Raw genomic sequence first — 24,436 nt, forward strand, 5'->3', positions numbered from 1 at the left:
AATGTCACACCGGTTCGTGTGAGCTGAACGTGTGTGACATTGGTCAGGGGCGGGGGGAGAGAAAATCAGCGGACTACGACGCCGTCCTGGTCGCTGTAGACGGTCTCGCCCGGGTTGAAGGTCACGCCGCCGATCTCGACGGGGACGTTCTTTTCGCCTGATCCGGTCTGGGTGCTCTTGCGGGGATTGCTCCCGAGCGCCTTCACACCGATGTCCAGGGTCTTCAGGATCGCGGAGTCGCGAATCGCGCCGTTGACGATGACTCCGGCCCAGCCGTTGTCGACGCCGCGGCCGGCAATGATGTCGCCGACGAGCGCGGTGTGGATGCTCGCGTCACCGTCGACGACCAGGACGCCGCCGTTGCCGGGCTCGCCCAGCGTCTGCTTGACCAGCAGGTTGTCCTGGAAGCACTTGATGGTGGTGATGGGGCCGGCGAAGACTTCGCGGCCTCCGAACTGGATGAACTGCGTATCGCAGCTTCGGATATCGGGGCCGATTTCGTCGGCCAGGTCAGCTGTCGCTACTGGTTCGGTCATGCCGAGCAGTTTAGTAGCCGACCCTCAGTCGGCTGTGCGCCCGTGGCGCCGCTCGTAATCGGCACGGGTGCGGTCGGCGCGCTTCTGCGCCTTCTCGTTGAGAAGTTCCGGATCGAGTCCGTGGCTGAGTAGGCGGTGACGCCGATAGATGTTCTGCAGCGCGACCGCGAAGTACAGCAACGGCAGGATCAGCAGGGCCATCATCGCGAGCGGAATCCAGATCGGGCCCGGAATGAACAGGAACAGTGCGAGCACCGCGACGGCGGGCAGCGTGAAGCGAAGGACGTAGCGCACGGATGCGCCCGGGCCGACCAGGTCGTCACGAACCCAGTCCTGCATGGATTCCGGCAAGGTCTTGCCGAACAGATACCCGACGTACTGCGAGAAACTGGGGCGCTGCGGTGCGGACATACCTCACAGGATAGGACGCGTGGATGCGCGTCCACGCGCGGGCGCATACTTCGATGAGCGACCGAGCGAGAACGCGCGGCTGACATGAGCGGGCCTACTTCGTCTGCTGCTCGGCGTTCGTGACGATGATGTCGCGCACGTACTGAGCGAGGCCCGGTTCGACGTCGTCGTACGTCTTCGTGAACCGCTCGTCCTGCACGTACATCTCCGCCAGGCACACCTGCATCTCGTAGCCGCAGTCGTAGAACTGCTCGATGCTCGCGCGGTGGTCCTCGGCGAGGGCATTGGCCTCGGTGGAACCGGGGGTGGCACCGCTGGTGAGCCCCTGGGCGAGCTTGGCCATCAAGGCATCCGAGTCTTCCTTGACCTTCTTCCAGTCCTCTTTGGTGAACTCAGCGGTGCGCTGCTGGGACTGCTTCCACTCGTCGGTAGCGCCCCAACGCTGCTCGGCCTCCGCCGCGTACTCCTCAGCCGGCCAGTCGTCGCCGAAAATCTCACGCTGCTCTTCGGGTGTCAGTTGATTACCCATGGTTCTCGCCTCCATCATCTTCTCTACGGCCGCGGCCATCCGATGTAAGCGATCGATTCGGTCGTCGAGCAGTTCGAGTTGACGGCGCAGGTGCGCCATCGCGTCGACGGACGGATCGTCGAGGAGGGTCGCGATCTCCTCGAGTGGAAACCCCAGCTCGCGGTACAGCAGCACCTGGTGCAGACGTTCGACGTCTGCACCCGAGTAACTGCGGTATCCGCTTGCCGTTCGGTCGGATGGCGTGACCAGGCCGATGTCGTCGTAGTGGTGCAGTGTTCGCACACTCACTCCGACGAGCCTGGCGACCACGCCTACCGTGTGTTTCTCGCTCACAGGAACCACCGTGCAGCCTCACGCCGCGTGAGGGTCAAGTCACGTGTAGAGATCTGCGATCTGCAGTCACGTGTAGAGATCTGCGATCTCGTCCGAGAAATTGTCGATCACAACCTTGCGCTTGAGTTTCATGCTGGGGGTGATCTCGCCGGCTTCGACGGTGAGCTCCCGTTCCAGGATGCGGAACTTCTTGACCTGTTCCCAGCGGTTCAGTTCCAGGTTCAGCTCGTCGACATAGCCGCTGATCAGGTCGTGAGTCTTCGGCGCCTGGGAGATCTCGGCGAACGACTGCCCAGCCATTCCGTTGGCCTCGGCCCATTCGGTGATGGCCTCACCGTCGAGGCTGATCAGTGCGACGCAGTAGGACTTGCCTTCACCGTTGACGATGATCTCGCCGACGTACGGGCAGAGGCCCTTGAACGTCGCTGCGACGGCGGACGGTGCGACGTACTTGCCGTTGGACGTCTTGAACATGTCCTTCTTGCGGTCGGTGATGCGCAGGTAGCCCTCCGCGTCCAGCTCGCCGATGTCACCGGTGTGGAACCAGCCGTCCTGGGTCAGAGAATCTGCGGTGGCCTGTGGGTTCTCGTGGTAGCCGGTCATCACGCCGGGTCCCTTGACGAGCACCTCGCCGTCTTCGCCGATGCGAACCTCGGTGCCGGGAACGGCCCAGCCGACCGTCCCGAACCGGTACGCGTACGGACGATTCACGAAGCTCGCGGCACTCGTCTCCGACAGGCCGTAACCCTCAAGCACGACGATTCCCACGGCGTCGAACCACTGTGCGACGTCCTTGTCGAGGGCCGCGGAGCCGGAGATGAAGAAGCGCAGTCGGCCACCGAAACGGTCCCGAACGGTCGAGAACACCAGGCGGTCGGCGATCGCCAGCTGCGCGTTCACCAGGAACGACGGACTCTTGCCTGCTTGGCGTGCGCGGGAAGCTTCGAGGCCCACACCGATGGCCCAGTCGAAGATCTTCTCCTTGATGCCGCCTTCCTCACGGATGGTGGCCGAGACCTTTGCGTATGCCTTCTCGAAGATGCGCGGCGCGGCCCCCATGAAGGTGGGTTTCACGACCGCGAGATTATCGACGATCTTGTCGACTCGGCCGTCCACGGCTGTCGGGAACCCGATCTGCAGCGGCAGGGTGAGCAGCACCTTGCCGAAGACGTGCGACAGCGGCAGCCACAGGTACTGAAGGTCTTCGGAGCCGAGAATGTGGATCGCGTCGATGGCGGCGGCCTCGTATGTCCACGCCGAGTGCGGAAGTCGGACACCCTTGGGCTTGCCCGTCGTCCCGGAGGTGTAGATGAGAGTGGCCAGGTGATCCGGGGTGATTCCGGAGATGCGATCTGCCACCACATCCGGATTCTCGGACAGCTGCTCGGCACCCAGATTCTGCAGGTCGGCGAACGTGATCACCCAGTCGTCGTCCACGTCGGGAGTGCCGTCGACGAGCACCACCTTCTCGACGGCGGAGAGGTCCCCGCGATGCTCGCGAAGCTTCGCGAGCTGCGAAGCGTCCTCGGCGAACACGATTCGGCTGCCCGAGTCGGACACAATGTACGCGACATCGGGCGCAGTGGTGGACGGGTACACGGTGGTGGTCGCCGCTCCGGCGCACATCACGGCGAGGTCCGCGAGGACCCATTCGTAGCGAGTCGACGACGCGAGTGCGATGCGGTCCTCCGCCTGCACCCCCAGGGTGATCAGGCCTGCCGCGAGGGCGCTGACCCGCGTGCCGGTTTCGGCCCACGTGACGCTTGCCCAGCCGCCGCGCTCCGGGAACCGGAACGCCTCGGCGCTCGGAGTGGACCCCACCCGATCGATGAACAAGCGTGCGACCGACGGTGCTCGGTTGTCGATCGCTTCGTTGTCGACTACTTCTTCTGATGCGCGTGCAATCGCCATGGTTCTGATCATCGCACCGGCCGGGCCTTCCGTGTCATCGAAAGTGCTCAGTCGGCGATCCCTTGGTAGGCCTGCACCTTGTCGGAGTGCAGGCGAACCAGGAGTTCGCCCGGTACCCCGTTTCGATCGCCGAACTCGGCGGCGCGGTCCTCGCCCATGTAGCGGGCGCCGATCTTCCCGGCCCAGTGTCGAACCTCGTCCAGGTCCTCGCTCGTGCGGGCCGGGCCCGTCACGACGGCGAACGAGAACGGTGGCCGTTCGTCGTCCACGCACAGCGTGGCGCGGCCGTCGCGCATCAGGTTTCGGCCCTTCACCGTGTCTTTTCCGGTGTTGAAGACGATGTCGTCGCCGTCCAGCACGAACCACACGGGTGCCACGTGCGGGCTCCCGTCGGCGCGGACTGTCGCCAGCTTCGCCGTTCGGGTTCCCTCGGACAGAAACGCACGCCACTGGGCATCGCTCATACGCTCGGCCATGCTGTTCAGGGTAATGGGGAAGGTCCTGGTAGATGGGCTGACTCTGTGAGACGCGCCACCGAACGGGTAGGTTATCTGTAACTCCGTAAACTACTCACCAGTAGGGGTGCTCCGATGCCTGCTCCGTCCTCCGCAACATTCGCGCGACTTGCCGAACTGATCGCGATTCCCGATGCCGCCGATCGTCCGACCCGACCTGTCGTGGAGGCGTTCACCGGCAAGGAGATCGCGACCGTTCCCATCGGCACCGCCGACGACGCGAAGGGGGCAATCGCCCGCGCCCGTGTCGCTCAGGCCGAGTGGGCCAAGCGTCCCGTCTCGGATCGTGCAGAGATCTTCCACAGATACCGCGACCTGGTTCTGAAGAACCGCGACGCCCTCATGGACATGGCGCAGGCAGAGACGGGCAAGTCCCGCGCGGCCGCCCAGGAGGAAGTCCTCGACATCTCGATGACGGCCCGGCACTACGCGCGCGTCGCACCGAAACTGCTGCGCCCGCACCGCGTCAGCGGAATGCTTCCGGTGCTCACGAAGGCGATGGTGCGGTATCACGCCAAGGGTGTCGTCGGTGTCATCTCGCCGTGGAACTACCCGATGACCCTCGCGGTGTCCGACGCCATCGCGGCGATCCTCGCGGGCAACGCGGTGGTGCTGAAGCCGGACAGCCAGACGCCCTACTGCGCTCTCGCGTGTGTCGAGTTGCTGTACGAGGCCGGCCTCCCGCGTGATCTGTTCGCGGTCGTACCCGGCCCCGGGTCGGTCGTCGGCACGACTCTCGTCGAGAACACCGAGTACCTGATGTTCACCGGGTCCACCGCCACCGGCAAGCTCCTCGCCGAGCAGGCCGGCCGTCGTCTCATCGGTTTCTCCGCCGAACTCGGTGGCAAGAACCCCATGATCGTGGCCGCCGGCGCGAACCTGCGCGAGGTCACCGACGCTGCGGTTCGCGCCTGCTTCTCCAACTCGGGGCAGCTGTGCATCTCGATCGAGCGGATCTACGTCGAGGAGTCGATCGCGCCCGAATTCAGCCGCATGCTCGGCGAGCGGGTGCGCAACATGTCGCTCGGCGCCGGTTACGAGTTCGGCATCGAGATGGGCAGCCTCGTATCCGAGGACCAGGTCAAGGCAGTATCCAGTCACGTCGACGATGCAGTCGTCAAGGGTGCGAAGGTATTGGCGGGCGGCAAGGCACGTCCCGACCTCGGCCCCCTGTTCTACGAGCCGACCGTGCTCACCGACGTTCCCGAGGATGCGGAGTGCTTCCGCGAGGAGACGTTCGGCCCGCTCGTGTCCGTGTACCCGGTGAAGAACGTCGACGAGGCGATCGCGCGGGCCAACGACACCGAATACGGGCTCAATGCCAGCGTCTGGGCGGGTACCAAGGCCGAGGGTGAGGCCATCGCTGCTCGGGTTCACGCCGGCACCGTCAACGTCGACGAGGGATACGCCCCGGCCTGGGGCAGCACCGCCGCGCCGATGGGCGGCATGGGCGTCTCCGGCGTGGGTCGTCGTCACGGAGCCGACGGCCTGATCAAGTACACCGAACAGCAGACCGTCGCCACCACGCGCATCCTCAACCTGGGTGGCCCGCGCGGAGTGCCGCCCAAGCTGTGGGCGAAGATCATGCCTCCGTTCGTGAAGGCACTGAAGTGGCTGCCGGGACGGTGACTTCGTGGACTCGGTGAGCATCGAGATCGACGCGCCTACGGCCGACGTCTGGAACCTGGTCACGGACGTGGCGGGGATGGACCGATTCAGCCCGGAGAACACGGGTGCCCGATGGACGTCGGGCACTCCCGCGGCGGTCGGCGCCCGATTCACCGGAACCAACCGTCACGGGTTGATGCGCTGGAGCACGCAATGCGTCGTGGTGGAGTCGGTTCCCCAGGAACTGTTCTCGTTCGAGGTGCACCAGTCGAAGACGCGCTGGACGTATCAGCTCGAGCAGTCCGAGACGGGGACGCTGCTCACGGAAACGCGTGCCAAGTTCGGCAATCCACCGCTGTACGTGCGGCTGATCCAGAAGACGAAGCTGCTCGGACGCGGGCGTGACGAGCTCATGCGAGACGGCATGCAGCAGACTCTGGCACGGATGAAAGTCGAACTCGAGGGCGCCCGCCGGTAGTCACCATCCTCCGTGGCCTGCCGCATCGGGCGAAATGTCACGGTTCCGGTCGACAGTCGATAGTGTCGCGGGGCCGGACGATTCGCCTCCGGACAATGCGGCACAGCGAAAGGCCTTCTCCAAGTGGAACCTGCGGTGGAAGAGAAGCGTGAGATGTGGTCCGGCCGGACCGTCTTCATCCTGGCCGCGATCGGCTCTGCCGTCGGCCTCGGCAACATCTGGCGCTTCCCGTACGTGGCGTACTCGAACGGCGGCGGGTCCTTCATCGTCCCGTACCTGATCGCACTGCTGTCGGCCGGTATTCCTCTGCTCTTCCTCGACTACGCACTGGGGCACAAGTTCCGCGGTTCGCCGCCGCTGGCCTTCCGGCGGTTGAAGAAGCGCACCGAGTTCCTCGGCTGGTGGCAGGTGGGCATCTGCTTCGTCATCGCCGTCTACTACGCGGTCATCATCGCGTGGGCGCTCCGCTATCTGTTCTTCTCGTTCAACGAGGCCTGGGGCGACGACCCGGCCACGTTCTTCAGCTCGGACTTCCTGAAACAGGACAGCAGTGCCAGCTTCGGCCTCGACTTCGTGCCGGGAGTGGTGTTCCCGCTGCTGCTGGTGTGGATCGCGACGCTGGTCATCCTCGGGCTGGGTGTGCAGAAGGGGATCGGCGCCTCGGCCAAGTTCTTCGTTCCGGTGCTCATCACCTTGTTCGCCGTCCTCGTCGTGCGCTCGCTCTTCCTCGAAGGTGCGTCCGTCGGCCTCGACGCCTTCTTCAGCCCCGACTGGTCCGCGCTGACGGACACCAGCGTGTGGATCGCCGCCTACGGCCAGATCTTCTTCTCTTTGTCCGTGGGCTTCGGAATCATGATCACGTACTCGTCGTATCTCAAGCGCAGGACCAATCTCACCGGCTCGGGTCTGGTCGTCGGCTTCACCAACAGCGGCTTCGAAATGCTCGCCGGAATCGGTGTGTTCGCCACCCTCGGATACATGGCCTCGATCTCAGGGGTGCCGGTCGACGAGGTGGTCGAGAGCGGAATCGGGCTCGCCTTCATCGCCTTCCCGACGATCATCTCCTCGATGCCCGGCGGGCCGTTCTTCGGCGTCCTGTTCTTCGCATCCCTGCTGTTCGCGGGCTTCACATCGCTGATCAGCATCGTGCAGGTCTGTGTGGCGGCCGTGCAGGACAAACTCGGCATCGGCCGGGTTCCGGCGGTCGTCGGTGTCGGTGGCGCGATGACGGTCGTGTCGTTGCTGCTCTTCCCGACGGCCACCGGCTTGAACACCCTCGACGTCGTGGACAACTTCGCGAACAACATCGGCATCGTGTCGGTGGCGCTGGTCGCCGTCGTCACGGTCACCTGGGCACTGCGTCGCCTGCCGGAGATGCAGAATCACCTCAACGCCGTGTCGTCCTTCAAAGTCGGCATCGTCTGGCGGGTGTTCCTCGGCGTGATCACGCCTATCGTCCTCGCGTACATGCTGATCAACGAAGTGGTCACCCGTATCAACGACGGCTACAACGATCTGCCGAACGGATTGGTCACCGCATTCGGCTGGGGAGTTCAAGGCCTGATCGTGGTGGCGGCGATCCTGCTGACCTTCACCCCGTGGCGCCGCAGCGCCGAGGACCTCGAACACACTCCGGACACGGACGAAGAGAAGGTTGGTGAGACCGCATGAGCCTCACATCGATCGTGATGATGGTGATCGCCCTCGTCGTGCTGTGGGGTGGACTGGCGCTCAGCCTGATCCACCTCCACAAGCACCCTGACGAGGAGTAGGAATCAGTCCAGGTCGTCGAAGCTGGTGACCTTGGGGGCCGGCGGCAGGGTGACGACAGCACCTGCGTAGCTCAGTCCGGCACCGAAACCGAGGAGGAGGGCGGTCTGGCCGCCCTTCGCCTTGCCGGTGGCCAGCATCTCTTCCATAGCCAGCGGGATCGACGCGGCCGAGGTGTTGCCGGTGTTCTCGATGTCGTTGGCCACGGGGATGTCCTCGGAGAGTCCCAGGTTCTTGGCCATGAGCTCGTTGATCCGCGCGTTGGCCTGGTGGGGAACGAACACCTCGAGCTCGGACTTGTCGATGCCCGCGAGCTCGATGGCCTCACTCAGAGCCTTCGGCAGGGTGATGGCGGCCCAGCGGAAGACCCGCGGGCCCTCCATGGTGACGACCATGCGGCCGACCGGATCGGTGGCGGGGTCGAGGCCCTGCATCTCCTGTGCCCGGTCCATGTAGGCGGGGATGTCGATGTTCTGCCCGATCGCCGAGGCGTTCTCGCCATCGCTGCCCCACACGGTGGGGGAAATGCCGTTCTCCTCGCTCGGGCCGACGACGACAGCGCCCGCGCCGTCACCGAAGATGAAGGCGGTGCCGCGGTCTGTCGGATCCATGACCACCGACATCGTTTCGACACCGACGACCAGCACGTACTCCGCCGAGCCTGCGCGCACGGTGTCGGCAGCAATGCCGAGGGCGTAACCGAAGCCGCCACAGCCAGCTCCGACGTCGTATGCCGGGATGCCGTTCATGCCCAGGTCGTAGGCCACGATGGGAGCGCCGTGCGGGATCTTCGTCTTCCAGCTGCTGCTGGCGAGGATCAGTGCGCCGATCTTCTCCTTGGGGATGCCCGAGTTCTCGATCGCGCGTCGACCTGCAGTTTCGGCGAGGGTGCGAGCCGATTCGTCGCCGCTGATCCAGCGGCGATTGCGGATGCCGCTGCGCTCGTAGATCCATTCGTCCGAAGAGTCGAGAACCTCGCACACCTCGTCGTTACTGACCAGGCGCTTCGGGCGGCATGCACCGATTCCCAACATTGCGACATTGCTGCGTCCGGTGTTGCTTGCGATTGCCATGCTCGACCCCTCGGTTTGCGTCTCGGCGGTGACGTGGGTAACTGTACTTCGCCGTCCAGAGGACCTTACCTGCCGGTCAGATCGCTCCCAGCTCGCGCGCCCGAGCAACGGCGGAGGTTCGCGATTTCACGCCGAGCTTGCCGAAGATGTGGACCAAGTGGGACTTGATGGTGGTTTCGGACAGGAACAGAGTCTTGCCGATCTCGCGGTTCGAACTGCCCGTTGCGACGAGGCGGAGAACCTCGATCTCGCGTGGGCTGAGGCTCGTCTCGGGCTTGCGCACCCGAGTCATCAGCTTGGATGCGATGGCGGGCGACAGGACACTCTCACCGGACGACGCCGCGCGCACGGCGGCCAGGAGTTCGACGGGCGGCGTGTCCTTGAGCAGATACCCACTGGCCCCGGCTTCGACGGCGCTCAGGATGTCGGCGTCGGTGTCGTAGTTGGTCACCACGAGCACGTGGGGCGCGTCGGGAAGCGACTTGAGTGCGCGAGTGGCGTCCACCCCCGACTTGCCCGGACCGAAGCGAAGGTCCATCAACACGAGATCGACGGCAGTGGTGGAGCAGTACGCGATGGCGTCCTCGGCAGTGGGCGCCTCACCGACGACCTCGATGTCGTCCTCCCCGTCGAGGAGGGCGCGCAGCCCGGCTCGAACGATGGCGTGATCGTCCGCGAGAAGCAGGCGGATCATGCGGTCACCTCCTGAAGGGGAAACGACACGGCAACGGCCGTCAGTCCTGGCTCCGATTCGACGTTCATCGTGCCGTGCAACATCTCCACCCGGCGGCGAATGGCATTCAGGCCGAACGATTCTGCGGGACCGCGACTGAGCACATTCACGTCGAATCCGTCGCCGTCGTCCACGATGTCGAGGCTCACCACATCGGGAGCATAGGTGAGAGTCACGGCCATGCGTGAGGCGTTGGCATGCCGTTGCACGTTCGACACCGCGCCCTGCGCAATCCGCACCAGGGCGGCCTCGAGGGGCATGGGCAACCGGACGGCGTCTCCCTCGACGACGGCTTCTGCACGTAGAGACTCGCTGTTCGCGCGTTCGCAGATGCGTCCGAGTGCCTCGGCGAGCGACTGGCCGTCCAGTGCTGCCGGGGTGAGATCGCCGATGAGCTGCCGGGTTTCGGCGAGACTGTCCGCGGCGGTGTCGCGTGCCATGTGGATACGGTCGAGTGCAGGATGGTCGGGCGCAGCCCGTTCGGCGGCGTGCAGCAGCATCTGGATGCTCGACAATCCCTGCGCGACGGTGTCGTGGATTTCCCGCGCCAGCCGTTCACGCTCGGCCAGGACGCCGGCGCTGCGTTCTTGCGCCGCAAGCTCCTCGCGGGTGCTCATCAACTCGTCGATCAGCCGCTTGCGTTCGGCGGATTCGCGTTCTCGTTCTGCCGCTTCCCGATACAGCGCCTGGTATCCGAGTCCGATCGCCACGGCGACGCACGCCCCGATCACCGGGCCGACGACCCCGGCAACAGACCAACCGCGGTGCGCAGCGGTGCCGGCGACGGCAACCACGGTGGCGAAGACGACGCCGATCAGGCTCCACGGCCGCCGCAGCAGGTGCAGATAGAGGAAGAACATGCCGAAGGCGATGTAGGCGGCGTCCGGCGCGAGACACATCAGGGCAAGCCAGACGAGCGTGCCGCCGGCGAGCCACACGTGCATCTTCGTTCCGCGCCAGTGCCGGGTGAGTCCGAACAGGTAGCCCGCGATGAACAGCACCGACAGCACCGCGATCGCGATCGCGTGCGGCGCATCCAGCAGTACCGCCCGCAGGAAGACGACAGCCGTCAGTGCGCCGACGAGCACATGCATGCTCAGCTGCAGGCCGGCGAAGACGGGTGTCAGGGGTGATCGGTGCATCCCGCCCAGCTTAGCCAGGGCCATGCCGTCGGCATCCATCGAAAGTTGTAATCCGGTCACCAACCTTCGATACCGAAAACCCCATCCGACGTGCGATGGAACGGAAGCCGAATCGCGACAGAGTAGGTACCGAAGCCGCACAAGGTTGGTTTCGAACGAAAGGACTACGTCGTGTTTGTCGCATTGAGGGACCTGCGTGCCGCGCGGGGCCGCTTCGCGCTCATCTCGATCGTCGTTCTACTGGTGGCGCTGCTGGTCAGTTTCCTCAGTGGATTGACGGCAGGTTTGGGTCATCAGAACATTTCCGCCATCGAGTCGATCTCGGCAGAGCGACTGGTGCTGTCCGACAACGGTAGCGACCCCTCGTTCGACGAGTCCTCGCTGTCCGCGGAGCAGATCTCCACGTGGCGTGCCAATGCGGACACCGTCGACCCGATCGGCATCGGCCGTGGCAAGGCCGGCCTCGCTGATCAGGCGCAGAAGTCCGTCTCGCTGTTCGGTTCGGACGCCGGGTTCGGGGACCGTACCCCCACCGAGCCGGGCACCGTCGTTCTCAGTGAAGGCGCCGCCAAGGATCTCGGCGCGGCCGCGGGCGACACCGTCGACATCGGAGAAGGACAGTTCGCGGTCAGCGCCGTCACCGGCGACGACTGGTACAGCCACACGCCGGTCGTGTGGATGACTCTGGCGGACTGGCAGCAGAACAACCCCCGCGGTGGTGACGCCACGGCACTCGCCGTCAGCGGTGTGCACGACGAGGCAGCCGCAGACACCGCTGCAGCCACCACGTCGACGAGCGTGAAGGATTCACTGAACGCGATCGGTTCCTACAAGTCCGAGAACGGTTCGCTCACCCTGATGACGCTTATGCTGTTCGCGATCTCTGCCCTGGTGATCGGCGCGTTCTTCACCGTGTGGACCATCCAGCGGATGCCCGACATCGCCACCCTGAAGGCATTGGGCGCCACCACTTCGTCACTGATTCGGGACGCCTTGGGGCAGGCATTGATCGTGCTCCTCGCGGGTGTCGCGGTCGGCATCGGAATCACCGCCGCAGCGGGCAGTCTCATCGGAGACGCCATGCCGTTCGTCCTCGACGCATCCACCACCTTGGTGCCCGCAGCCGCACTGATCGGCCTCGGACTCGTCGGCGCAGCCTTCGCCCTTCGCTTCCTCGCCACCACTGATCCCCTCACCGCACTCGGAGGTTCACGATGATCACCAACAACACCGCATCGAACAAGACCGTTCTCGACATCGACGACGTCACCCTCACCTTCCCCGACGGACAGAGCCGCATCACCGCGCTCGACCACGTGTCGCTCCGCCTCGATCGCGGCGAGATCGCAGCCATCACCGGCCCGTCCGGCTCCGGCAAGTCGACTCTCCTCGCGGTGGCGTCCACGCTGATCCGCCCGGACTCGGGCCGGGTGCTGTTCCGCGGCGAGGACGGTACGACCGATATCGCCGGCCTCAGTCGCGGTGACGCTTCGGAACTGCGCCGCAGCAACATCGGCATCGTCTTCCAGCAGTCGAACATGGTGTCCTCGCTCAGCGCTGTCGAGCAGCTCGAAGCGATGTCGCACCTCGGGCAGCGGATCTTCACGCCGCGCAGCGTGCGCAAGGCGACCCGCGAGAAGGCGATGGAACTGCTGGACGCGGTCGGGTTGGCCGACCATGCGCGCAAGCGCCCGTCGCAGCTGTCCGGCGGTCAGCGCCAGCGGGTGAACATCGCTCGCGCACTCATGAACGACCCGGCGTTGCTGGTGATCGACGAGCCGACATCGGCGCTCGATCAGGAGCGCGGCGCGGCGATCATCGAGCTCATCATCGGCGTGGTTCGCGAACACGACGCCGCAACTCTTCTGGTCACTCACGACCAGGCACATCTGGGTCGCATGGACACCGTCTACCGCGTGGTGGACGGAGTGCTCGGCCTCGACGAACACTCTGCTGCTGCCGCCTGAGGGTTTCCGTAGGGGTTGACGAGCGCGATCGGCGGGTCTAACGTAATCAACGTAAACGTTGATAAAGGAAATGGTTGATTAATGATCTGGGATCCGGAAGCCGAAGACAGACTCGACAGAGCGTTCATGGCCCTGGCGGATCCGGTGCGGCGGCGGATAGTGGCACGACTCAGTCGAGGGCCGGCAACGGTCAACGAACTGGCCGAGCCCTTCGAGATCACCAAGCAAGCCGTTTCCCGGCACATTCACGTGCTCGAGCAGGCCGAGATCGTCACCCGTACACGGGAGGCGCAACGCAGGCCGGTGCATTTGAATGCGTCCCGACTCGAAGACCTCACTGCGTGGATCGACAGATACCGACTCGTCAGAGAGCAGCAGTTTCGCAAACTCGACAACGTGCTGAACGATCTGAAGGAGACAGAGCAATGACTACGTCGACCAACCCCGTGACCATCGAAGCGCCCGAGGGCGTTCCGTTCATCGACATCACCCGCGTCGTGGACGCACCCGTGGCGACAGTGTTCCGCGCCTATTCCGATCCCGACTTGGTCAAGCAGTGGCTCGGCCCCAACGGGTTGGAGATGGAGATCGTGGAATACGAATTCAAGACGGGCGGGCGCTACCGCTATATCCATCGGGACCCGCAAGGCGAGGAGTACGCGTTCAACGGCGTCTACCACGTGGTGCGCGACAACGAGTTCGTGATCCAGACCTTCGAATTCGAGGGATACCCGGACACGGTGAGCATCGAGTCGATGACACTCGTCGACCTGGGAGACGGCCGCACCCGCATCGAGGGGCATTCGGTGTTTCCCAGCGTCGAGGCCCGCGACGGCATGATGGCGAGTGATATGGAAACCGGTGTCCGCGAAGGCTACGAGCGCCTGGACGCTCTCATTGCCAAGGGTCTGTGACGTGCCAGAACGTTTCGAGGTGCAGCGGACGATCGCGGCGCAGCCCGCAGAAATCTTTGCGTTGCTGTGTGATCCGGCCGGACACGTGTCGATCGACAGTTCCGGAATGCTGCAGTCGGCGGAGGGTCGCCCGGTCGAGAAAGCGGGCGACACCTTCGTCGTACACATGGACAGGGAGTCGCTGAACGATCTGCCGATGGGCAAGTACGACGTCGCGGTCATCATCACCGAGTTCGAGCAGGACGCTCGGATCGAGTGGACGATCTCCGGAACCATCCAGCCGCCGATCGAGCATCGCTACGGATACCGGCTCGAGTCCAGCGAGACGGGAACCCTCGTCACCTCGTACTACGACTGGAGTCACATCGCGGAGCGCTACCGGGACAAGGGAATCTTCCCGGTCATTCCGGAAAGCGGATTAAGGGCGACGCTGGGGATCCTGGCACGCACGGTGGAGCGCAGGTAGTTGCTGCTCGTCAGGCGGTGGTGGCCAAGGCGGCAGCCAGTCCGAAGGGCACACCCATTGCGACTACCTCGACGACCGCGCGGCGAAGTGACGCTTCAGCGCTGATGCGGTGGGCAGCAGCGCCTTTCACCCAGGTTTGTCGCCACCACCACGCGAGCCCGAGCAGTGCCACCAGCGTGAGTGTCTTGGCAAGAACGATGCGTCCGTATCCGGTTTCGTAAGCAGCGGTGAGGGATCCGATTTTCACCGCTGCGTCGATCACCCCGGTGACGGTCAGCACCCACACGCATCGCCAGGCGAGTACCGAGTAGCGGGGCAGCCATACTGCCCACGCACCACGTGATTTCAGGGCGAGAGCCAGGGCTGCCAGCACGCCCACCCACGTCGCGGCGGCGAGGGCATGGACGGCGTCGAGGGCCGAACCCAGCACCTGTTGTGACATGTGGCCGGTGACCGGCCGTAGCACCAGTGAAACCGCGGACAGGGCGATCAACGGCATCACCGGTGAGTCGTGTCCGGACCGAAACGCGTACGCCGCCCAGCCTGCGATGGCAACGGTGCACACCACGGAGGCCGCGCCGATCCGGCCGGCAGTGGCACCCGTGAGGAACTCGGTGAACTGAGCGACGGACATGCGAGAGAGGGTGGCGTTCTCGACGGATGCGGCCGTCATCGTCAGCAGTACCGCCTCGCACAGAGCCCAGAGTCCTCCGAGAGCAGCAACAGCGCGCCACAGAGTGTCGGCAGACATGGCCGGTCGGCGGTCGTCTCGGCCCATCCAAGCGAGAACGCCGAGCCCGAAGACCACCGAGCCGATGATCAGCGTCAGTGCGCGGACCACCGTGGCCGCTCCCGGACCGACGGGCCCCGCGAGCGCCCATGCGAGCGCGACACCCAACAATGCCGTGGGTACGGCGAGTAGCAACCACCAGCGACTCGCCGTACCCACGTTCATCAGTTGTCCTCGCGCGGCTTCCGGAGCGCGAACGCGAGCGCGCCCGCGAACACCACGACCCCGGCGACGACGAACACCCAGATCGGCACACCGTCCGATCCGGAGTCACCGGACCCGGAGCTGTCCGCCGCGGGCCCGGGAGTGCCGGCGCCCTCCTCGGTCAGGGTGAAGGTGCGGGTGCCGCTGACCGGGTGCCCGTCGGCGGAGGTGACTCGGAACGCGATCGTGTAGTCGCCCACCGGGCCGAGGTCGCCGACCTCGGTGCTGACGGTCGGACCGTCGACTGCCGCGTCACTGCGCGACCAGAGGTTGCCGTCGGGTCCGACGACGGTGAGGGAAGCGAATCCCTCCTGCAGCGCCTCGTTGAAGGTCACGGACACCTCGGCGGGGCCGGCAGCGACCTGTGTCCCCTCCTCGGGGTTGGACCCGATCACCACGGAGTGCGCCGAAGCAGGACCTGCGGTGAGCATCAGGGCCATCAACGCGAAGAGTCCGACCGCAACCGCGCGGATACGCCTACTCATGAACGGCGACCGCGGATCGTGGCTCCGATGCCGAGGGCGGCACCGAGTGCGCCGAGGACGAGGCCGATGCCGCCGAGCCAACGCGCGGTGTCGTCGGTCGACGAGTCTTCGGACGCTTCGGACGAGTTGTCCGAAGTGGCGTCATGGCTGCCGTGGCTGTGCCCGTCCTCCGAGGCGGCGGCCAGCGTCAGTGACGGAGCGGGCTTCTCGGGTTCGCTGCCGTCGTCGGCGGGCTGCTGATCCCAATTGACGAGCTGACCGTCGCTGTACGTCTGCGCTGCGGCGAACGAAACCTCTTCCTCTTCGGGGAGAGGCCCGGCGGAGAGCACGAACTGCTGGAACTGACCGGGCGCGACACCGACGCCCGGATCTGCCGTCCAGGTGACCCGGTTGGCGAGTTGGGACTGCGGGTCCTTCTCGACGACGGACGTCCAGCCGGGCAGCGGTTCCGTGCGGGCCGACTTCAATCCGGGAAGCTCCACCGAAACCTGAGTGGTGGAGGCGGTGTCGGACTCGGTGGGGACACGGAAGGTAAGGACGGAGTATCCGCCCTGCGCGGCGTCCGGAGCCGCGACGGTGACGTGTGCGGACGCGATACCGGCAGTGAGCAGCATGGCGCTGCCCGCTGCTCCGGCCGTGAAGAGAGCACGCGAAACGAGGGAGTTCATGAATTTGTCCTTCTGGGTATGCGGGATCGAGACGGGGAAGTCAGATCCGTACCGGAGGACCGCGCCGCGAAATGCTGGCGCGTAGCAACTCGTCGACGGGGTCCGAGAGGCTCGGGGTGACGACGAGCTGAGGGGTGTGGGGTGTGGGCGGCGTAGGGCTGCGCAGGATCACGCGCAGCACCCGAACGATGGGCCAGTACAGCTTCTCTGCCGCCGAGACCAGGACGGCACACACCGCGGTGGCTGCGGCGTGCGCGATCAGCATGGCGACCGGCGGAACCGCCGAGTGTGAATGGGCAGTAGCGCTGAGAGCGACGTGCCCCAGTAGCTGTCCGCCGCCGAGAGCTGCGACCAGATACATCCGGGCGTGTCGGTGCGGCGGAAGCGAAGTGACGACGGCGCCGAGACCCGCACACACGATCACCAACAGGACGAGTGCCGACGGTGTCGGCGCATGTCCGCCGCCCATCCCGTGAGCCGCGAACGCGAGGCCTGCGGACAGGGCGCCGACGGCGGTGCCTCGCAGAATCGCGATGGGTTCGGGATGGGCGGCGGACATGTGCTTCTACGACTCGCTGTGTCTACTGGCGGTGAATCAACGCACGCCGAGGCGTGCCAGGAGGTCGGCCTCGACCCCGTCGAGCTCCGCGGAGATCGCGGTGTGAGCCGACTTCCGCCGCGGCGGCGGCATCTGCTCGGCAGCGTGGACCGCAGTGTTGAGGTCGTTCAGCCGATCGTGCGTGGCGGACGCGAACGCCTGGGTCTCGGCATCGTTCGGCCGCTGGGCGAGGACCTTCTTGACGGAAGACTCGGCGCCGACGATGCGGGCGCTCAGCTTTCCGCCGTGCCCGGTGAACTCGCCGAGCTGATCGACTCCCACACCCAACTTGTGCGCACGCTTGGCGTCGACCTGACCGCGTACCGCAGTGGCGGCCCGGTAGGCGATGGGGAGAAGGACGGGCGTCAGCAGCCGCGCGACGCCGAGGTACTTGCGTACCTTCGCCACGCTCAGGCCCTTCTGGGCGGCGGCCTTCTCCTGAGCCTTGAGGCTCGCGACCTGCGCCTTCTCGACCTTCTTCTGCTTCTTGGTCTCGGTCTTGCCGACCTTCTTGAGCGACTTGGCCGCAGCCTTGTCGCGCTTGCGTTCGTTCTTCGCGCTCAGCTTGGCTTCGACCGCAGCCTTGTGCTTGAGCGCCTTCGCCTCCGCTTTGCGGGTAGCTCGGGACGTACGTTTCTTGAACAACGCCATCGAAAAGACCCCTTTTCCTGGTGTTTCAGCGCAGCCCACGCTACCAACTGCATCCGGTGGTTCGGGATCAGCCTAGGGGAGCACATAATCTTCGTCATCGTGTGTTCCAAAAACGGTCGGCAATCAGAACCCGACGTCGGCCTCGAGCGGACGTCGGGAAGTCCTGCGGTGCTGCTCGACCCAGGGGCGCTCACGCGGTGTCGTCATCGGGTTCATCTCGATGCCGCCCATCCCGGTCAGGTGTTCGACGGGCCCGAGGATTCGGGTGTACGTCAGCGACAAGAATCGGCGGCCGCAAAGCGGGCCGAGGTGCGGGACCAGCTCGTTGGCGCCGATCCCGATCGGTGGGTGGTGATCGATCCCGACCTGTCGCGACGGGAGCGGGCGGCCGCGACGCTCGAGGCGTGTGTTGCCGGAGTCGACCGAATCTGGGGCGCGGTACTGCCGGCCGAACGAGACAGCGGGCGCAAAGGGCACTGTGAAATTCTGATGCGGGACGCCTCGCAGGGCGGCTATATCCCGGTGATCGTGGTCAACCACAAAGTGACGGACCCCGGGCGCGGCGCGACCACGTCGGGACTGTTCGAGTGGGAGCCGACCGTCGACGAGAAGCGGAAACCACGTAGCCAGATCCGTGATCAGATGCGGGTGGCGCAGATCTACCGCATGCTCGAGCGGCGGTCGCTCGCCACGCCGGCCCTCGTCGGCGGCGCGATCGGATACGGCGGAGATTGCATCTACGTCCACGATCTCGCCGACATCCTCGACGAGTACGACGAACGGTTTGCCGACCGGATCGCCATTGCCCGCGGCGAGACCGAGACCAAACCCTCGCAGATAGGCGAATGTCGTTCCTGCCCATGGTGGCCGGGCTGCAAATCGGAGCTCGCCGAATCGCGAGACGTGAGCCTGGTGGCCAGTGGATCGCGAGCAGATCTGTTGCGTGAGCGCGGATGTCACACGATCGACGATCTCGCGTCATGGGAGGGCGAACCCATCGAGGAGTGGCCGCACGGTGACTTCGCCGACGCCGTGATCACCGCGAAGGCGTGGCTGGCCGGTGCACCGTTGGTGCGCCGATTCGAGACCGTCCAGGTGACCCGCGCAGACGTCGAGGTGGACGTCGACATGGAGAGCTACCAGGAGCACGGTGCGTACCTGTGGGGAACTCTGCTGAACACCGGCGAGGTCTCCGTCCACCGGCCCTTCGTCACGTGGGAACCGCTGCCCACAGACGACGAAGCGCGGTCGTTCGCCGAATTCTGGACGTGGCTGATGGCCGAGCGTGCGGCGGCAGCGGCAACCGGAAAAACCTTTGCAGCGTATTGCTATTCGCGTGCGGCCGAAGACAAGTGGCTACTCGGTTCGGCGAAGCGTTTCGCGGGTATGCCGGGTATCCCCACAAAGGCCGAAGTGCGCGAGTTCATCGACAGCCCCCAATGGGTCGACATCTACCAAGTGGTGAGCGAGCAGTTCATCTGTCCCAACGGCAAGGGGCTCAAGAAGATTGCTCCCATCGCCGGATTTCGCTGGCGCGACGACGAGGCCGGCGGCGAGGCATCCATGGGCTGGTACCGAGAGGCCGTCGGATACGACGGAGACGTGGTCACCAGCCAGCGCCAGCGAATCCTCGAATACAACGAGGACGACGTCATCGCGACCAAGGTGCTGCGTGAATGGATGAGCGACCGTGCCGTGCAGGAAATTCCGCTGGCTGGGGACTTGTGAGGCGGCTCACTGCTCCTGTCCGGGACCGATCCATTCGGGATACTGGATGGCTACGGGCTGTGTCGGCGCTTTGAAACCACTGGGGATGTCGACCTGACCGGTTTCAGTGTCGAACGGCAAAGTGGGGAATTGGGTATGCCACCAGCGGCCGCACTCGGCCGGTTGCGGTGTATCCGTTTTGAAGACTCTTATCTTCCAGTCTTCGAAGATATTCCAGTCGGGTGGATTGCGCGATCCCGGGTCTTCGATATTCGGATCAGCATCCGGCGTTCCGGGCGTGCCCGCTGACTCACCCACATTCTCTAGCTCGATCCGAGTCTGCCCGAATCGCGGTGCCAGCCTATTATCAGAGTCGTTGGCAAACGTTTCGTAGGTGCAGACTGTCGCCTCTACGGAACGGTCGTTCGAGGACATTTCGGCGATATGTCGAAAATTGGTAGTTGGCAACGGAACTCCGATCGGATCGACCGAACCGACCGAATCCAAGACGTCCGGGTCAAGGGGGCCGATCGGTCCTCCGAGTGCGTCGCGGTAGCCAGGGAATGAATGGTCGATGCCCCTGAAGAACGAGAGGCCTCCTGCCTCATATGTGGCACGTACCAGTTCAGCGCCGCGACTGAACAAGTCCACGGAGGGTTCCGCTGACCAACGGTAGGAGTGGGGGATCGGTGCCGGGGGTTCTGGTTCGAGAGGCGCCGGGTTGGCTCCGTCCGCCCCACACGAAACAGTCAGTGTCACAGCAGCCAGAGCAGCAGCGCGCAGCATTCTCTTATCCGTCATTTCGCACCACATCGTCATATCCTTGGGTGATTCGGGTGCCGTGCCCGTCGTCCTGTCGTCCGGAACGATTGAACATCGTTTCGTAGTCACCGCCCCGTTCCAGGTTGTTGGACAAATTCGTCTGCGCCTGATCCCAGGGCAACAGGTTCCCCTTCTCGTCGAAGGCCCAGTCATAGTTGGCGTCGTTGGCCAATTCGGGAGGGAGGTTCGGGGTGGCAGTGAGAACGCTGTAATAGTGCTTGTTCCAGTCAGGGCCAGACAGTTGTGCCGATTCTGCAGGGCCCGGCGGGCTTCCGATAACTGCTTCCTTCAATGGGTCGCCGCCTGCGCTGATCATCGTGTTGACGAACGCGCCGCCGCGAACGGAGTCGAGGGCGGGGCCACCGAGAGATGTGATGGCTCCGTAAGCCGCCGACTTACGGTCGTACGCTTGTTGGTTCCGCTCTGCCGTGTCGGTGAATTCGTCTGTTGTCGACAAAAGGAGGCCCTTGTCGACCAAGCCCTGTAGTCGGCCAGCTGTGGAGAGCGAATTGGCAGCGTTCGACGCGTAAGGGTCCTGTGCGTACTCACCTTCTTTGGCGAGCATTGCCGCGTAGGCGTTCTTGGTGAATTCGGTTCCAGCCGCTTCGTCCGTGTTCAGCGCAGCGAAAACATTCGACGATCCGGCGAGATGGCCGTTGTTGCTCGGGTCGGCCCACCCGGCGATGTCGAAACCGGGCTTGTCGGGCTGGTCTGCACCGGCAAGATCTGCGGCGTAGGGCGACATGCTGTGGGCGACGGACTGGAGAAGACTCGGATTGATCTGGCCGATGGATTGCTTGTCGGTCTCAGGAACGTTCTTCATGAGTTCCCACGCCTCGTTGGTGCTCATGGACTCCGCGACTGCGGACATGATGCCACCTGTTCGGGTGGCGGTCGCAACGTCATTTGCATTGTTGGGATCCTGGACGCTCGCGTCCAGGTCGCCGAACTGGAACATCGTCGACGCGGCCTTTCCATCGTCGGACCAGTTGTGCGTCATTACGTCGCTGACGAAATCTTTGCCATGGTCGGGGTTGGTGACTGCATCGTGGACGGCGATCTTGTCGTCCCCCACAGCTTGGAAGATGCCTTCTGTGATGTCCGTGTCAGTCGTTCCCCTCCCGTCCACGGTGAAGTAGTGAAGCTTGTTGTCGGGGTTCTGCTCGTGCGCCACCTGCGCATCGAGGTACTGGCGACCGACGTCCATGAGGTGTCGATCCAAACTGCTACCTGCCTTGTATTCGGAATCACCCGCATCGACGATCTTCGCGATCGCCTGGTTGTCGGCGACTCCATTGAGTGCCGTGCTCGGATGTGCCGCGTATCCCGATCTCTCAAACCCTGTGACAACCAGGTCATCCCGTGTCAACGACTCTTTGACCTTTGTAGGCAGCAGCTCGACGCCGCCCTTGGTCGGAACTTCCGAATCGCCCTTGACCGACGCGGTCACCTTCTCGTTCGAGACGAGCTGAAGTGAGTTCGCCACTGCACGTTGAGTATCCGGCGGGAGTTTGTCCATCAACTGCTGAATCTCTTGGGGGCTCTTCCCGTCCATCGAACGACTGAGCTGGTTCAGATACTCCATCTGAGAGGCCGGAATGGTTGCAGTAGAACCATTTTCAAGTGACAAGAGTTGTTCCGGTGTAAGACTGCCGCCGTCGGCCAGTCTCTGAATCTGCTCTGGTGTCAGGGACTCCGGGTGTGCAAGTAGGTCTGCAGTGTCTTTACGTGCCTGGTCCGCACCCAATGTTGCGGCCGATGTGAATTTGGCGCGAAGGTCACCCCGCCCTGTACTCAGCGCGTCCTTTACGCTCCGGTCGGCCTGCTCGGCCGCATTCGCCGAATCGTCGAGCTCGCGCTGCCAGTCTCGCATGGCCTGCACGCGATCACTGTCAGGATCTGCAGTAGCTGGATCGGTCACCGCAAGGTTCTCCGAGACACGGAAGCCGGCACTCTCTGCACCGGAGATCGCGTGGCGCGCACGTTGAAGCGGCGCATCGATTTCGTGAAATCCCTGCTTCGCACGATCCGCCAGCGCCTCGAGTGCATCGACGACCACCACTGCGGTCTTCTTGTCTGCAGTGGCGCGGCCCTGTGCGGCGTCGGCGGTGACACCTTCCCAGTAAGCGTCGTTCACCTTCGTAACGCCGTCGACGTACCGGGTGAACAAGTCTTCCACTTTGGCGCCGAGTGCGATCCATGCGTCGCCGATATCGGTCAGCCCAGTCGGGTTCCACGAACTGATCTGATTGCGAGTAAGGCTCACGGCTGCTCGTTCCAATCGCCGGTTGCATTGGCGTAATTGGTGGCCAGCTTCTCTGCGTTCGATTCGTCTTGGTTCCGGTACTCCTGCGCGGTGTGGATCATTACGTCGCCTGTTTCACCGAGGCGCTCTTTGATTGCAGGCACCAGCGCCCCATCGATCAAGTCGTGCGAGATGCTGGACGCTTCGAGTACTGAACTCATCATGCCGCCGGGACTCGACAGAAACGGGCCCGCAGCGGGCCCCGTCTTGAGCCCGCCTGCCTCCTGCGCAAGGCCGTGAAGCACACCCCCCAGCCCTTCCAGTTTCTCCAGGTCTGCTCTGAACGAACTCAATATTCCCCCCGTGCCCAATGTTGTCCGATCAGCTTAACCGGACACGGCACGCCCCAGGGAGAAGGCTCCGGCGATCTTGGGTGCGGCTTCGTCGTAGAAGTTGTCGACTTCTTGGACCTCGAATCCCGCGTCGGTGAGCAGGGCAGGGATGTCTCGGGTGAGGTGGCAACCGCCGGCGAAAGTCTTCTGAATCGGCTCGAGGCGGTGTTGCCACTTTCGGACGTTCTCGTCAGGGGCGCTCCCGTGTTCGACGAAGTGCAGGGTTCCGCCGGGCCTCAGAACTCGCCGTAGCTCGTGCAGTGCCGTGTCGATGTCGGGGATGGTGCACATCGTCCAGGTGGACAGTGCGGTGTCGAAGGTGTTGTCGGGGAACGGAAGGGACTGGCCGTCCAAGCCCGACCGCTCGATGGGGACGGAGGATGCCGCGACTCGTTCGCTCGCGAGTTTCCAGCCGACATCGGCCGGCTCGACGGCGTTCACGGAAGACACGGCGGCGGGGTAGAACGGAACGTTCAGTCCCGATCCGAACCCGATTTCCACCACCTGGCCGTGGAGTCCGGAGCAGACCCGGCGCCGATGTGCGCCGGTGAGCTTCACTCCGCAGCTGACGTTCACGAGCCGCGGAACGATCTGGTTCGCGTAGAAACCCATGTCATCCTCCAAGCGGGAGCTTCGCTCCCTGTGAGTGGCCGACGAGTCCAGGGACTCGTCGGCCACTCACAGGCGAAGCTTTACCGAGGCGCCATGCGGAGGGCGCCGTCCATACGAATGGTCTCACCGTTGAGGTAGTCGTGCTCGGCGATCATCTGCACGAGCTGTGCGTATTCGCTGGGCTTACCCAGACGCGACGGGAACGGCACGCCGGCCTCGAGGCCCGCGCGGTATTCGTCGGTGACGCCCGCGAGCATCGGGGTGTCGATGATTCCGGGCGCGATCGTGTTGACACGAATGCCGAACTGGGCGAGGTCACGAGCCGCAGGAACGGTCATGCCGTGCACGCCGCCCTTCGATGCGGAGTAGGCGATCTGTCCGATCTGGCCCTCGAACGCGGCCACCGACGCGGTGTTGACGACGACGCCACGCTGCCCCGACTCGTCGACGGTGTCCGTCTTGGAGATGACGTCTGCGGCGAGGCGCATGACGTTGAACGTGCCCAGCAGGTTCACGGTCAGCACCGTGCGGAAGAGCTCGAGGTCGTGCGGCCCCTTCTTGGACAGGATGCGTCCGGCCCAACCGACGCCCGCGCAGTTCACGACGATGCGCAGCGGGACGCCGGCCTCACCGATCTTTTCGAGCGCGGCTTTGACGTCCTCTTCGCTGGTGACATCGGCCGGGATGAGAGTGACGCCCGCGGGGACGTTGTCACCGGCACGCTCGATGGACTGCGCGAGGTCCAGGCCGAATACGGTGGCGCCCGCATCCGCGAGACGCTTGGCGGTCGCAGCACCGAGGCCTGACGCGCCTCCGGTGACCAGTGCAGCGGTTCCCTGAATTTCCACGTTCGCTCCTCTTCTCCGGCGACCTTCT

28 protein-coding genes are annotated in these 24,436 nt (G+C 64.5%); 10 read left to right on the plus strand and 18 right to left on the minus strand.

Annotated features, from left to right (window positions below):
- Nucleotides 1-65: 65 nt before the first annotated feature.
- From rraA to ACZI8R_RS05600, 5 genes are all read right to left on the minus strand, one after another.
- Nucleotides 66-536, minus strand: coding sequence for a ribonuclease E activity regulator RraA (gene rraA / locus ACZI8R_RS05580; RefSeq protein ID WP_463378577.1), 471 nt, complete (start codon nt 534-536; stop codon nt 66-68).
- A gap of 24 nt (nt 537-560) precedes the next feature.
- Nucleotides 561-947, minus strand: coding sequence for a DUF5313 family protein (locus ACZI8R_RS05585; protein ID WP_463378578.1), 387 nt, complete (start codon nt 945-947; stop codon nt 561-563).
- Between the two features lie 94 nt (nt 948-1,041).
- Nucleotides 1,042-1,809 carry a MerR family transcriptional regulator gene (locus ACZI8R_RS05590; protein ID WP_463378579.1) on the minus strand — a complete coding sequence of 256 codons (768 nt, stop codon included), beginning with the start codon at nt 1,807-1,809 and terminating at the stop codon, nt 1,042-1,044.
- 66 nt (nt 1,810-1,875) lie between these two features.
- Nucleotides 1,876-3,720, minus strand: coding sequence for an AMP-dependent synthetase/ligase (locus tag ACZI8R_RS05595; protein WP_463378580.1), 1,845 nt, complete (start codon nt 3,718-3,720; stop codon nt 1,876-1,878).
- Between the two features lie 47 nt (nt 3,721-3,767).
- A complete protein-coding gene (locus ACZI8R_RS05600; RefSeq protein WP_463378581.1) occupies nt 3,768-4,196 on the minus strand; it encodes a PPOX class F420-dependent oxidoreductase in 429 nt (142 codons plus the stop codon).
- Nucleotides 4,197-4,310: 114 nt separating this feature from the next.
- Here ACZI8R_RS05600 and ACZI8R_RS05605 point away from each other — a divergent pair, with 114 nt between their 5' ends.
- The 4 genes from ACZI8R_RS05605 to ACZI8R_RS05620 all read left to right on the plus strand — a co-directional run bounded on the left by ACZI8R_RS05605 (nt 4,311) and on the right by ACZI8R_RS05620 (nt 8,093).
- Complete coding sequence (locus ACZI8R_RS05605) at nt 4,311-5,864, plus strand: succinic semialdehyde dehydrogenase (protein WP_463378582.1); 1,554 nt, start codon at nt 4,311-4,313, stop codon at nt 5,862-5,864.
- Between the two features lie 4 nt (nt 5,865-5,868).
- On the plus strand, nt 5,869-6,321 hold the full coding sequence (locus ACZI8R_RS05610; protein ID WP_463378583.1) for an SRPBCC family protein: 453 nt from the start codon (nt 5,869-5,871) through the stop codon (nt 6,319-6,321).
- Nucleotides 6,322-6,474: 153 nt separating this feature from the next.
- The gene (locus ACZI8R_RS05615; RefSeq protein WP_463378770.1) at nt 6,475-7,992 is read left to right on the plus strand and encodes a sodium-dependent transporter; all 1,518 of its coding nucleotides are present in this window, start codon (nt 6,475-6,477) and stop codon (nt 7,990-7,992) included.
- Nucleotides 7,989-8,093, plus strand: a complete 105-nt coding sequence (locus ACZI8R_RS05620) for a methionine/alanine import family NSS transporter small subunit (RefSeq protein ID WP_463378584.1) — start codon at nt 7,989-7,991, stop codon at nt 8,091-8,093. Before ACZI8R_RS05615 ends, ACZI8R_RS05620 begins: the two co-directional genes overlap by 4 nt.
- Nucleotides 8,094-8,096: 3 nt before the next feature.
- Here the strand turns inward: ACZI8R_RS05620 and ACZI8R_RS05625 are convergent, their stop codons facing one another.
- The 3 genes from ACZI8R_RS05625 to ACZI8R_RS05635 form a co-directional block, all read right to left on the minus strand.
- Nucleotides 8,097-9,164: a beta-ketoacyl-ACP synthase III gene (locus ACZI8R_RS05625; protein ID WP_463378585.1), complete on the minus strand. Its 1,068-nt coding sequence runs from the start codon at nt 9,162-9,164 to the stop codon at nt 8,097-8,099.
- A 76-nt stretch (nt 9,165-9,240) separates the two neighbouring features.
- Nucleotides 9,241-9,858 (minus strand): response regulator, encoded by a 618-nt coding sequence (locus ACZI8R_RS05630; RefSeq protein WP_463378586.1) that lies wholly within the window; start codon nt 9,856-9,858, stop codon nt 9,241-9,243.
- A complete protein-coding gene (locus ACZI8R_RS05635; protein ID WP_463378587.1) occupies nt 9,855-11,039 on the minus strand; it encodes a sensor histidine kinase in 1,185 nt (394 codons plus the stop codon). The genes ACZI8R_RS05630 and ACZI8R_RS05635 overlap by 4 nt, the downstream gene beginning before the upstream one ends.
- A gap of 171 nt (nt 11,040-11,210) precedes the next feature.
- On the opposite strand from ACZI8R_RS05635, the gene ACZI8R_RS05640 reads away from it, so the two are divergent.
- From ACZI8R_RS05640 to ACZI8R_RS05660, 5 genes are all read left to right on the plus strand, one after another.
- Complete coding sequence (locus tag ACZI8R_RS05640) at nt 11,211-12,257, plus strand: ABC transporter permease (protein WP_463378588.1); 1,047 nt, start codon at nt 11,211-11,213, stop codon at nt 12,255-12,257.
- The gene (locus ACZI8R_RS05645; protein WP_463378589.1) at nt 12,254-13,006 is read left to right on the plus strand and encodes an ABC transporter ATP-binding protein; all 753 of its coding nucleotides are present in this window, start codon (nt 12,254-12,256) and stop codon (nt 13,004-13,006) included. Before ACZI8R_RS05640 ends, ACZI8R_RS05645 begins: the two co-directional genes overlap by 4 nt.
- Before the next feature lie 81 nt (nt 13,007-13,087).
- The gene (locus tag ACZI8R_RS05650) at nt 13,088-13,435 is read left to right on the plus strand and encodes an ArsR/SmtB family transcription factor (protein ID WP_463378590.1); all 348 of its coding nucleotides are present in this window, start codon (nt 13,088-13,090) and stop codon (nt 13,433-13,435) included.
- Nucleotides 13,432-13,920 carry an SRPBCC family protein gene (locus ACZI8R_RS05655; RefSeq protein ID WP_463378591.1) on the plus strand — a complete coding sequence of 163 codons (489 nt, stop codon included), beginning with the start codon at nt 13,432-13,434 and terminating at the stop codon, nt 13,918-13,920. The genes ACZI8R_RS05650 and ACZI8R_RS05655 overlap by 4 nt, the downstream gene beginning before the upstream one ends.
- Before the next feature lies 1 nt (nt 13,921).
- Nucleotides 13,922-14,386, plus strand: coding sequence for an SRPBCC family protein (locus ACZI8R_RS05660; protein ID WP_463378592.1), 465 nt, complete (start codon nt 13,922-13,924; stop codon nt 14,384-14,386).
- 10 nt (nt 14,387-14,396) lie between these two features.
- Here ACZI8R_RS05660 and ACZI8R_RS05665 read toward each other — a convergent pair whose 3' ends face one another.
- Genes ACZI8R_RS05665 through ACZI8R_RS05685 form a run of 5 tightly spaced genes read right to left on the minus strand, consistent with a single transcriptional unit; the run spans nt 14,397 to nt 17,782 of the window.
- Nucleotides 14,397-15,341 (minus strand): CopD family protein, encoded by a 945-nt coding sequence (locus ACZI8R_RS05665; RefSeq protein ID WP_463378593.1) that lies wholly within the window; start codon nt 15,339-15,341, stop codon nt 14,397-14,399.
- The gene (locus ACZI8R_RS05670; protein ID WP_463378594.1) at nt 15,341-15,865 is read right to left on the minus strand and encodes a copper resistance CopC family protein; all 525 of its coding nucleotides are present in this window, start codon (nt 15,863-15,865) and stop codon (nt 15,341-15,343) included. The genes ACZI8R_RS05665 and ACZI8R_RS05670 overlap by 1 nt, the downstream gene beginning before the upstream one ends.
- Nucleotides 15,862-16,533: a YcnI family copper-binding membrane protein gene (locus ACZI8R_RS05675; RefSeq protein ID WP_463378595.1), complete on the minus strand. Its 672-nt coding sequence runs from the start codon at nt 16,531-16,533 to the stop codon at nt 15,862-15,864. Before ACZI8R_RS05675 ends, ACZI8R_RS05670 begins: the two co-directional genes overlap by 4 nt.
- Nucleotides 16,534-16,573: 40 nt before the next feature.
- Nucleotides 16,574-17,092 carry a hypothetical protein gene (locus ACZI8R_RS05680; RefSeq protein ID WP_463378596.1) on the minus strand — a complete coding sequence of 173 codons (519 nt, stop codon included), beginning with the start codon at nt 17,090-17,092 and terminating at the stop codon, nt 16,574-16,576.
- A gap of 36 nt (nt 17,093-17,128) precedes the next feature.
- Nucleotides 17,129-17,782, minus strand: a complete 654-nt coding sequence (locus ACZI8R_RS05685; RefSeq protein WP_463378597.1) for a DUF6474 family protein — start codon at nt 17,780-17,782, stop codon at nt 17,129-17,131.
- Nucleotides 17,783-17,953: 171 nt separating this feature from the next.
- On the opposite strand from ACZI8R_RS05685, the gene ACZI8R_RS05690 reads away from it, so the two are divergent.
- The gene (locus tag ACZI8R_RS05690) at nt 17,954-19,510 is read left to right on the plus strand and encodes a TM0106 family RecB-like putative nuclease (protein WP_463378771.1); all 1,557 of its coding nucleotides are present in this window, start codon (nt 17,954-17,956) and stop codon (nt 19,508-19,510) included.
- Between the two features lie 6 nt (nt 19,511-19,516).
- Here ACZI8R_RS05690 and ACZI8R_RS05695 read toward each other — a convergent pair whose 3' ends face one another.
- The 5 genes from ACZI8R_RS05695 to ACZI8R_RS05715 form a co-directional block, all read right to left on the minus strand.
- Nucleotides 19,517-20,140 (minus strand): hypothetical protein, encoded by a 624-nt coding sequence (locus ACZI8R_RS05695; RefSeq protein WP_463378598.1) that lies wholly within the window; start codon nt 20,138-20,140, stop codon nt 19,517-19,519.
- 139 nt (nt 20,141-20,279) lie between these two features.
- On the minus strand, nt 20,280-22,577 hold the full coding sequence (locus tag ACZI8R_RS05700) for a TPR repeat domain-containing protein (protein WP_463378599.1): 2,298 nt from the start codon (nt 22,575-22,577) through the stop codon (nt 20,280-20,282).
- Complete coding sequence (locus ACZI8R_RS05705; protein ID WP_463378600.1) at nt 22,574-22,909, minus strand: hypothetical protein; 336 nt, start codon at nt 22,907-22,909, stop codon at nt 22,574-22,576. The genes ACZI8R_RS05700 and ACZI8R_RS05705 overlap by 4 nt, the downstream gene beginning before the upstream one ends.
- Nucleotides 22,910-22,942: 33 nt before the next feature.
- A complete protein-coding gene (locus ACZI8R_RS05710; RefSeq protein ID WP_463378601.1) occupies nt 22,943-23,560 on the minus strand; it encodes a class I SAM-dependent methyltransferase in 618 nt (205 codons plus the stop codon).
- A gap of 80 nt (nt 23,561-23,640) precedes the next feature.
- The gene (locus ACZI8R_RS05715; protein ID WP_463378602.1) at nt 23,641-24,408 is read right to left on the minus strand and encodes an SDR family NAD(P)-dependent oxidoreductase; all 768 of its coding nucleotides are present in this window, start codon (nt 24,406-24,408) and stop codon (nt 23,641-23,643) included.
- Nucleotides 24,409-24,436 lie beyond the last annotated feature (28 nt).

It is taken from the genome of Rhodococcus huquni (assembly GCF_055231055.1).

Coding starts and splice junctions, on each gene's coding strand:
- rraA (WP_463378577.1), bottom strand. CDS start 536: ATGACCGAACCAGTAGCGACAGCTGACCTGGCCGACGAAATCGGCCCC.
- ACZI8R_RS05585 (WP_463378578.1), bottom strand. CDS start 947: ATGTCCGCACCGCAGCGCCCCAGTTTCTCGCAGTACGTCGGGTATCTG.
- ACZI8R_RS05595 (WP_463378580.1), bottom strand. CDS start 3,720: ATGGCGATTGCACGCGCATCAGAAGAAGTAGTCGACAACGAAGCGATC.
- ACZI8R_RS05600 (WP_463378581.1), bottom strand. CDS start 4,196: ATGGCCGAGCGTATGAGCGATGCCCAGTGGCGTGCGTTTCTGTCCGAG.
- ACZI8R_RS05605 (WP_463378582.1), top strand. CDS start 4,311: ATGCCTGCTCCGTCCTCCGCAACATTCGCGCGACTTGCCGAACTGATC.
- ACZI8R_RS05615 (WP_463378770.1), top strand. CDS start 6,475: ATGTGGTCCGGCCGGACCGTCTTCATCCTGGCCGCGATCGGCTCTGCC.
- ACZI8R_RS05620 (WP_463378584.1), top strand. CDS start 7,989: ATGAGCCTCACATCGATCGTGATGATGGTGATCGCCCTCGTCGTGCTG.
- ACZI8R_RS05625 (WP_463378585.1), bottom strand. CDS start 9,164: ATGGCAATCGCAAGCAACACCGGACGCAGCAATGTCGCAATGTTGGGA.
- ACZI8R_RS05630 (WP_463378586.1), bottom strand. CDS start 9,858: ATGATCCGCCTGCTTCTCGCGGACGATCACGCCATCGTTCGAGCCGGG.
- ACZI8R_RS05635 (WP_463378587.1), bottom strand. CDS start 11,039: ATGCACCGATCACCCCTGACACCCGTCTTCGCCGGCCTGCAGCTGAGC.
- ACZI8R_RS05645 (WP_463378589.1), top strand. CDS start 12,254: ATGATCACCAACAACACCGCATCGAACAAGACCGTTCTCGACATCGAC.
- ACZI8R_RS05650 (WP_463378590.1), top strand. CDS start 13,088: ATGATCTGGGATCCGGAAGCCGAAGACAGACTCGACAGAGCGTTCATG.
- ACZI8R_RS05655 (WP_463378591.1), top strand. CDS start 13,432: ATGACTACGTCGACCAACCCCGTGACCATCGAAGCGCCCGAGGGCGTT.
- ACZI8R_RS05665 (WP_463378593.1), bottom strand. CDS start 15,341: ATGAACGTGGGTACGGCGAGTCGCTGGTGGTTGCTACTCGCCGTACCC.
- ACZI8R_RS05670 (WP_463378594.1), bottom strand. CDS start 15,865: ATGAGTAGGCGTATCCGCGCGGTTGCGGTCGGACTCTTCGCGTTGATG.
- ACZI8R_RS05675 (WP_463378595.1), bottom strand. CDS start 16,533: ATGAACTCCCTCGTTTCGCGTGCTCTCTTCACGGCCGGAGCAGCGGGC.
- ACZI8R_RS05680 (WP_463378596.1), bottom strand. CDS start 17,092: ATGTCCGCCGCCCATCCCGAACCCATCGCGATTCTGCGAGGCACCGCC.
- ACZI8R_RS05685 (WP_463378597.1), bottom strand. CDS start 17,782: ATGGCGTTGTTCAAGAAACGTACGTCCCGAGCTACCCGCAAAGCGGAG.
- ACZI8R_RS05710 (WP_463378601.1), bottom strand. CDS start 23,560: ATGGGTTTCTACGCGAACCAGATCGTTCCGCGGCTCGTGAACGTCAGC.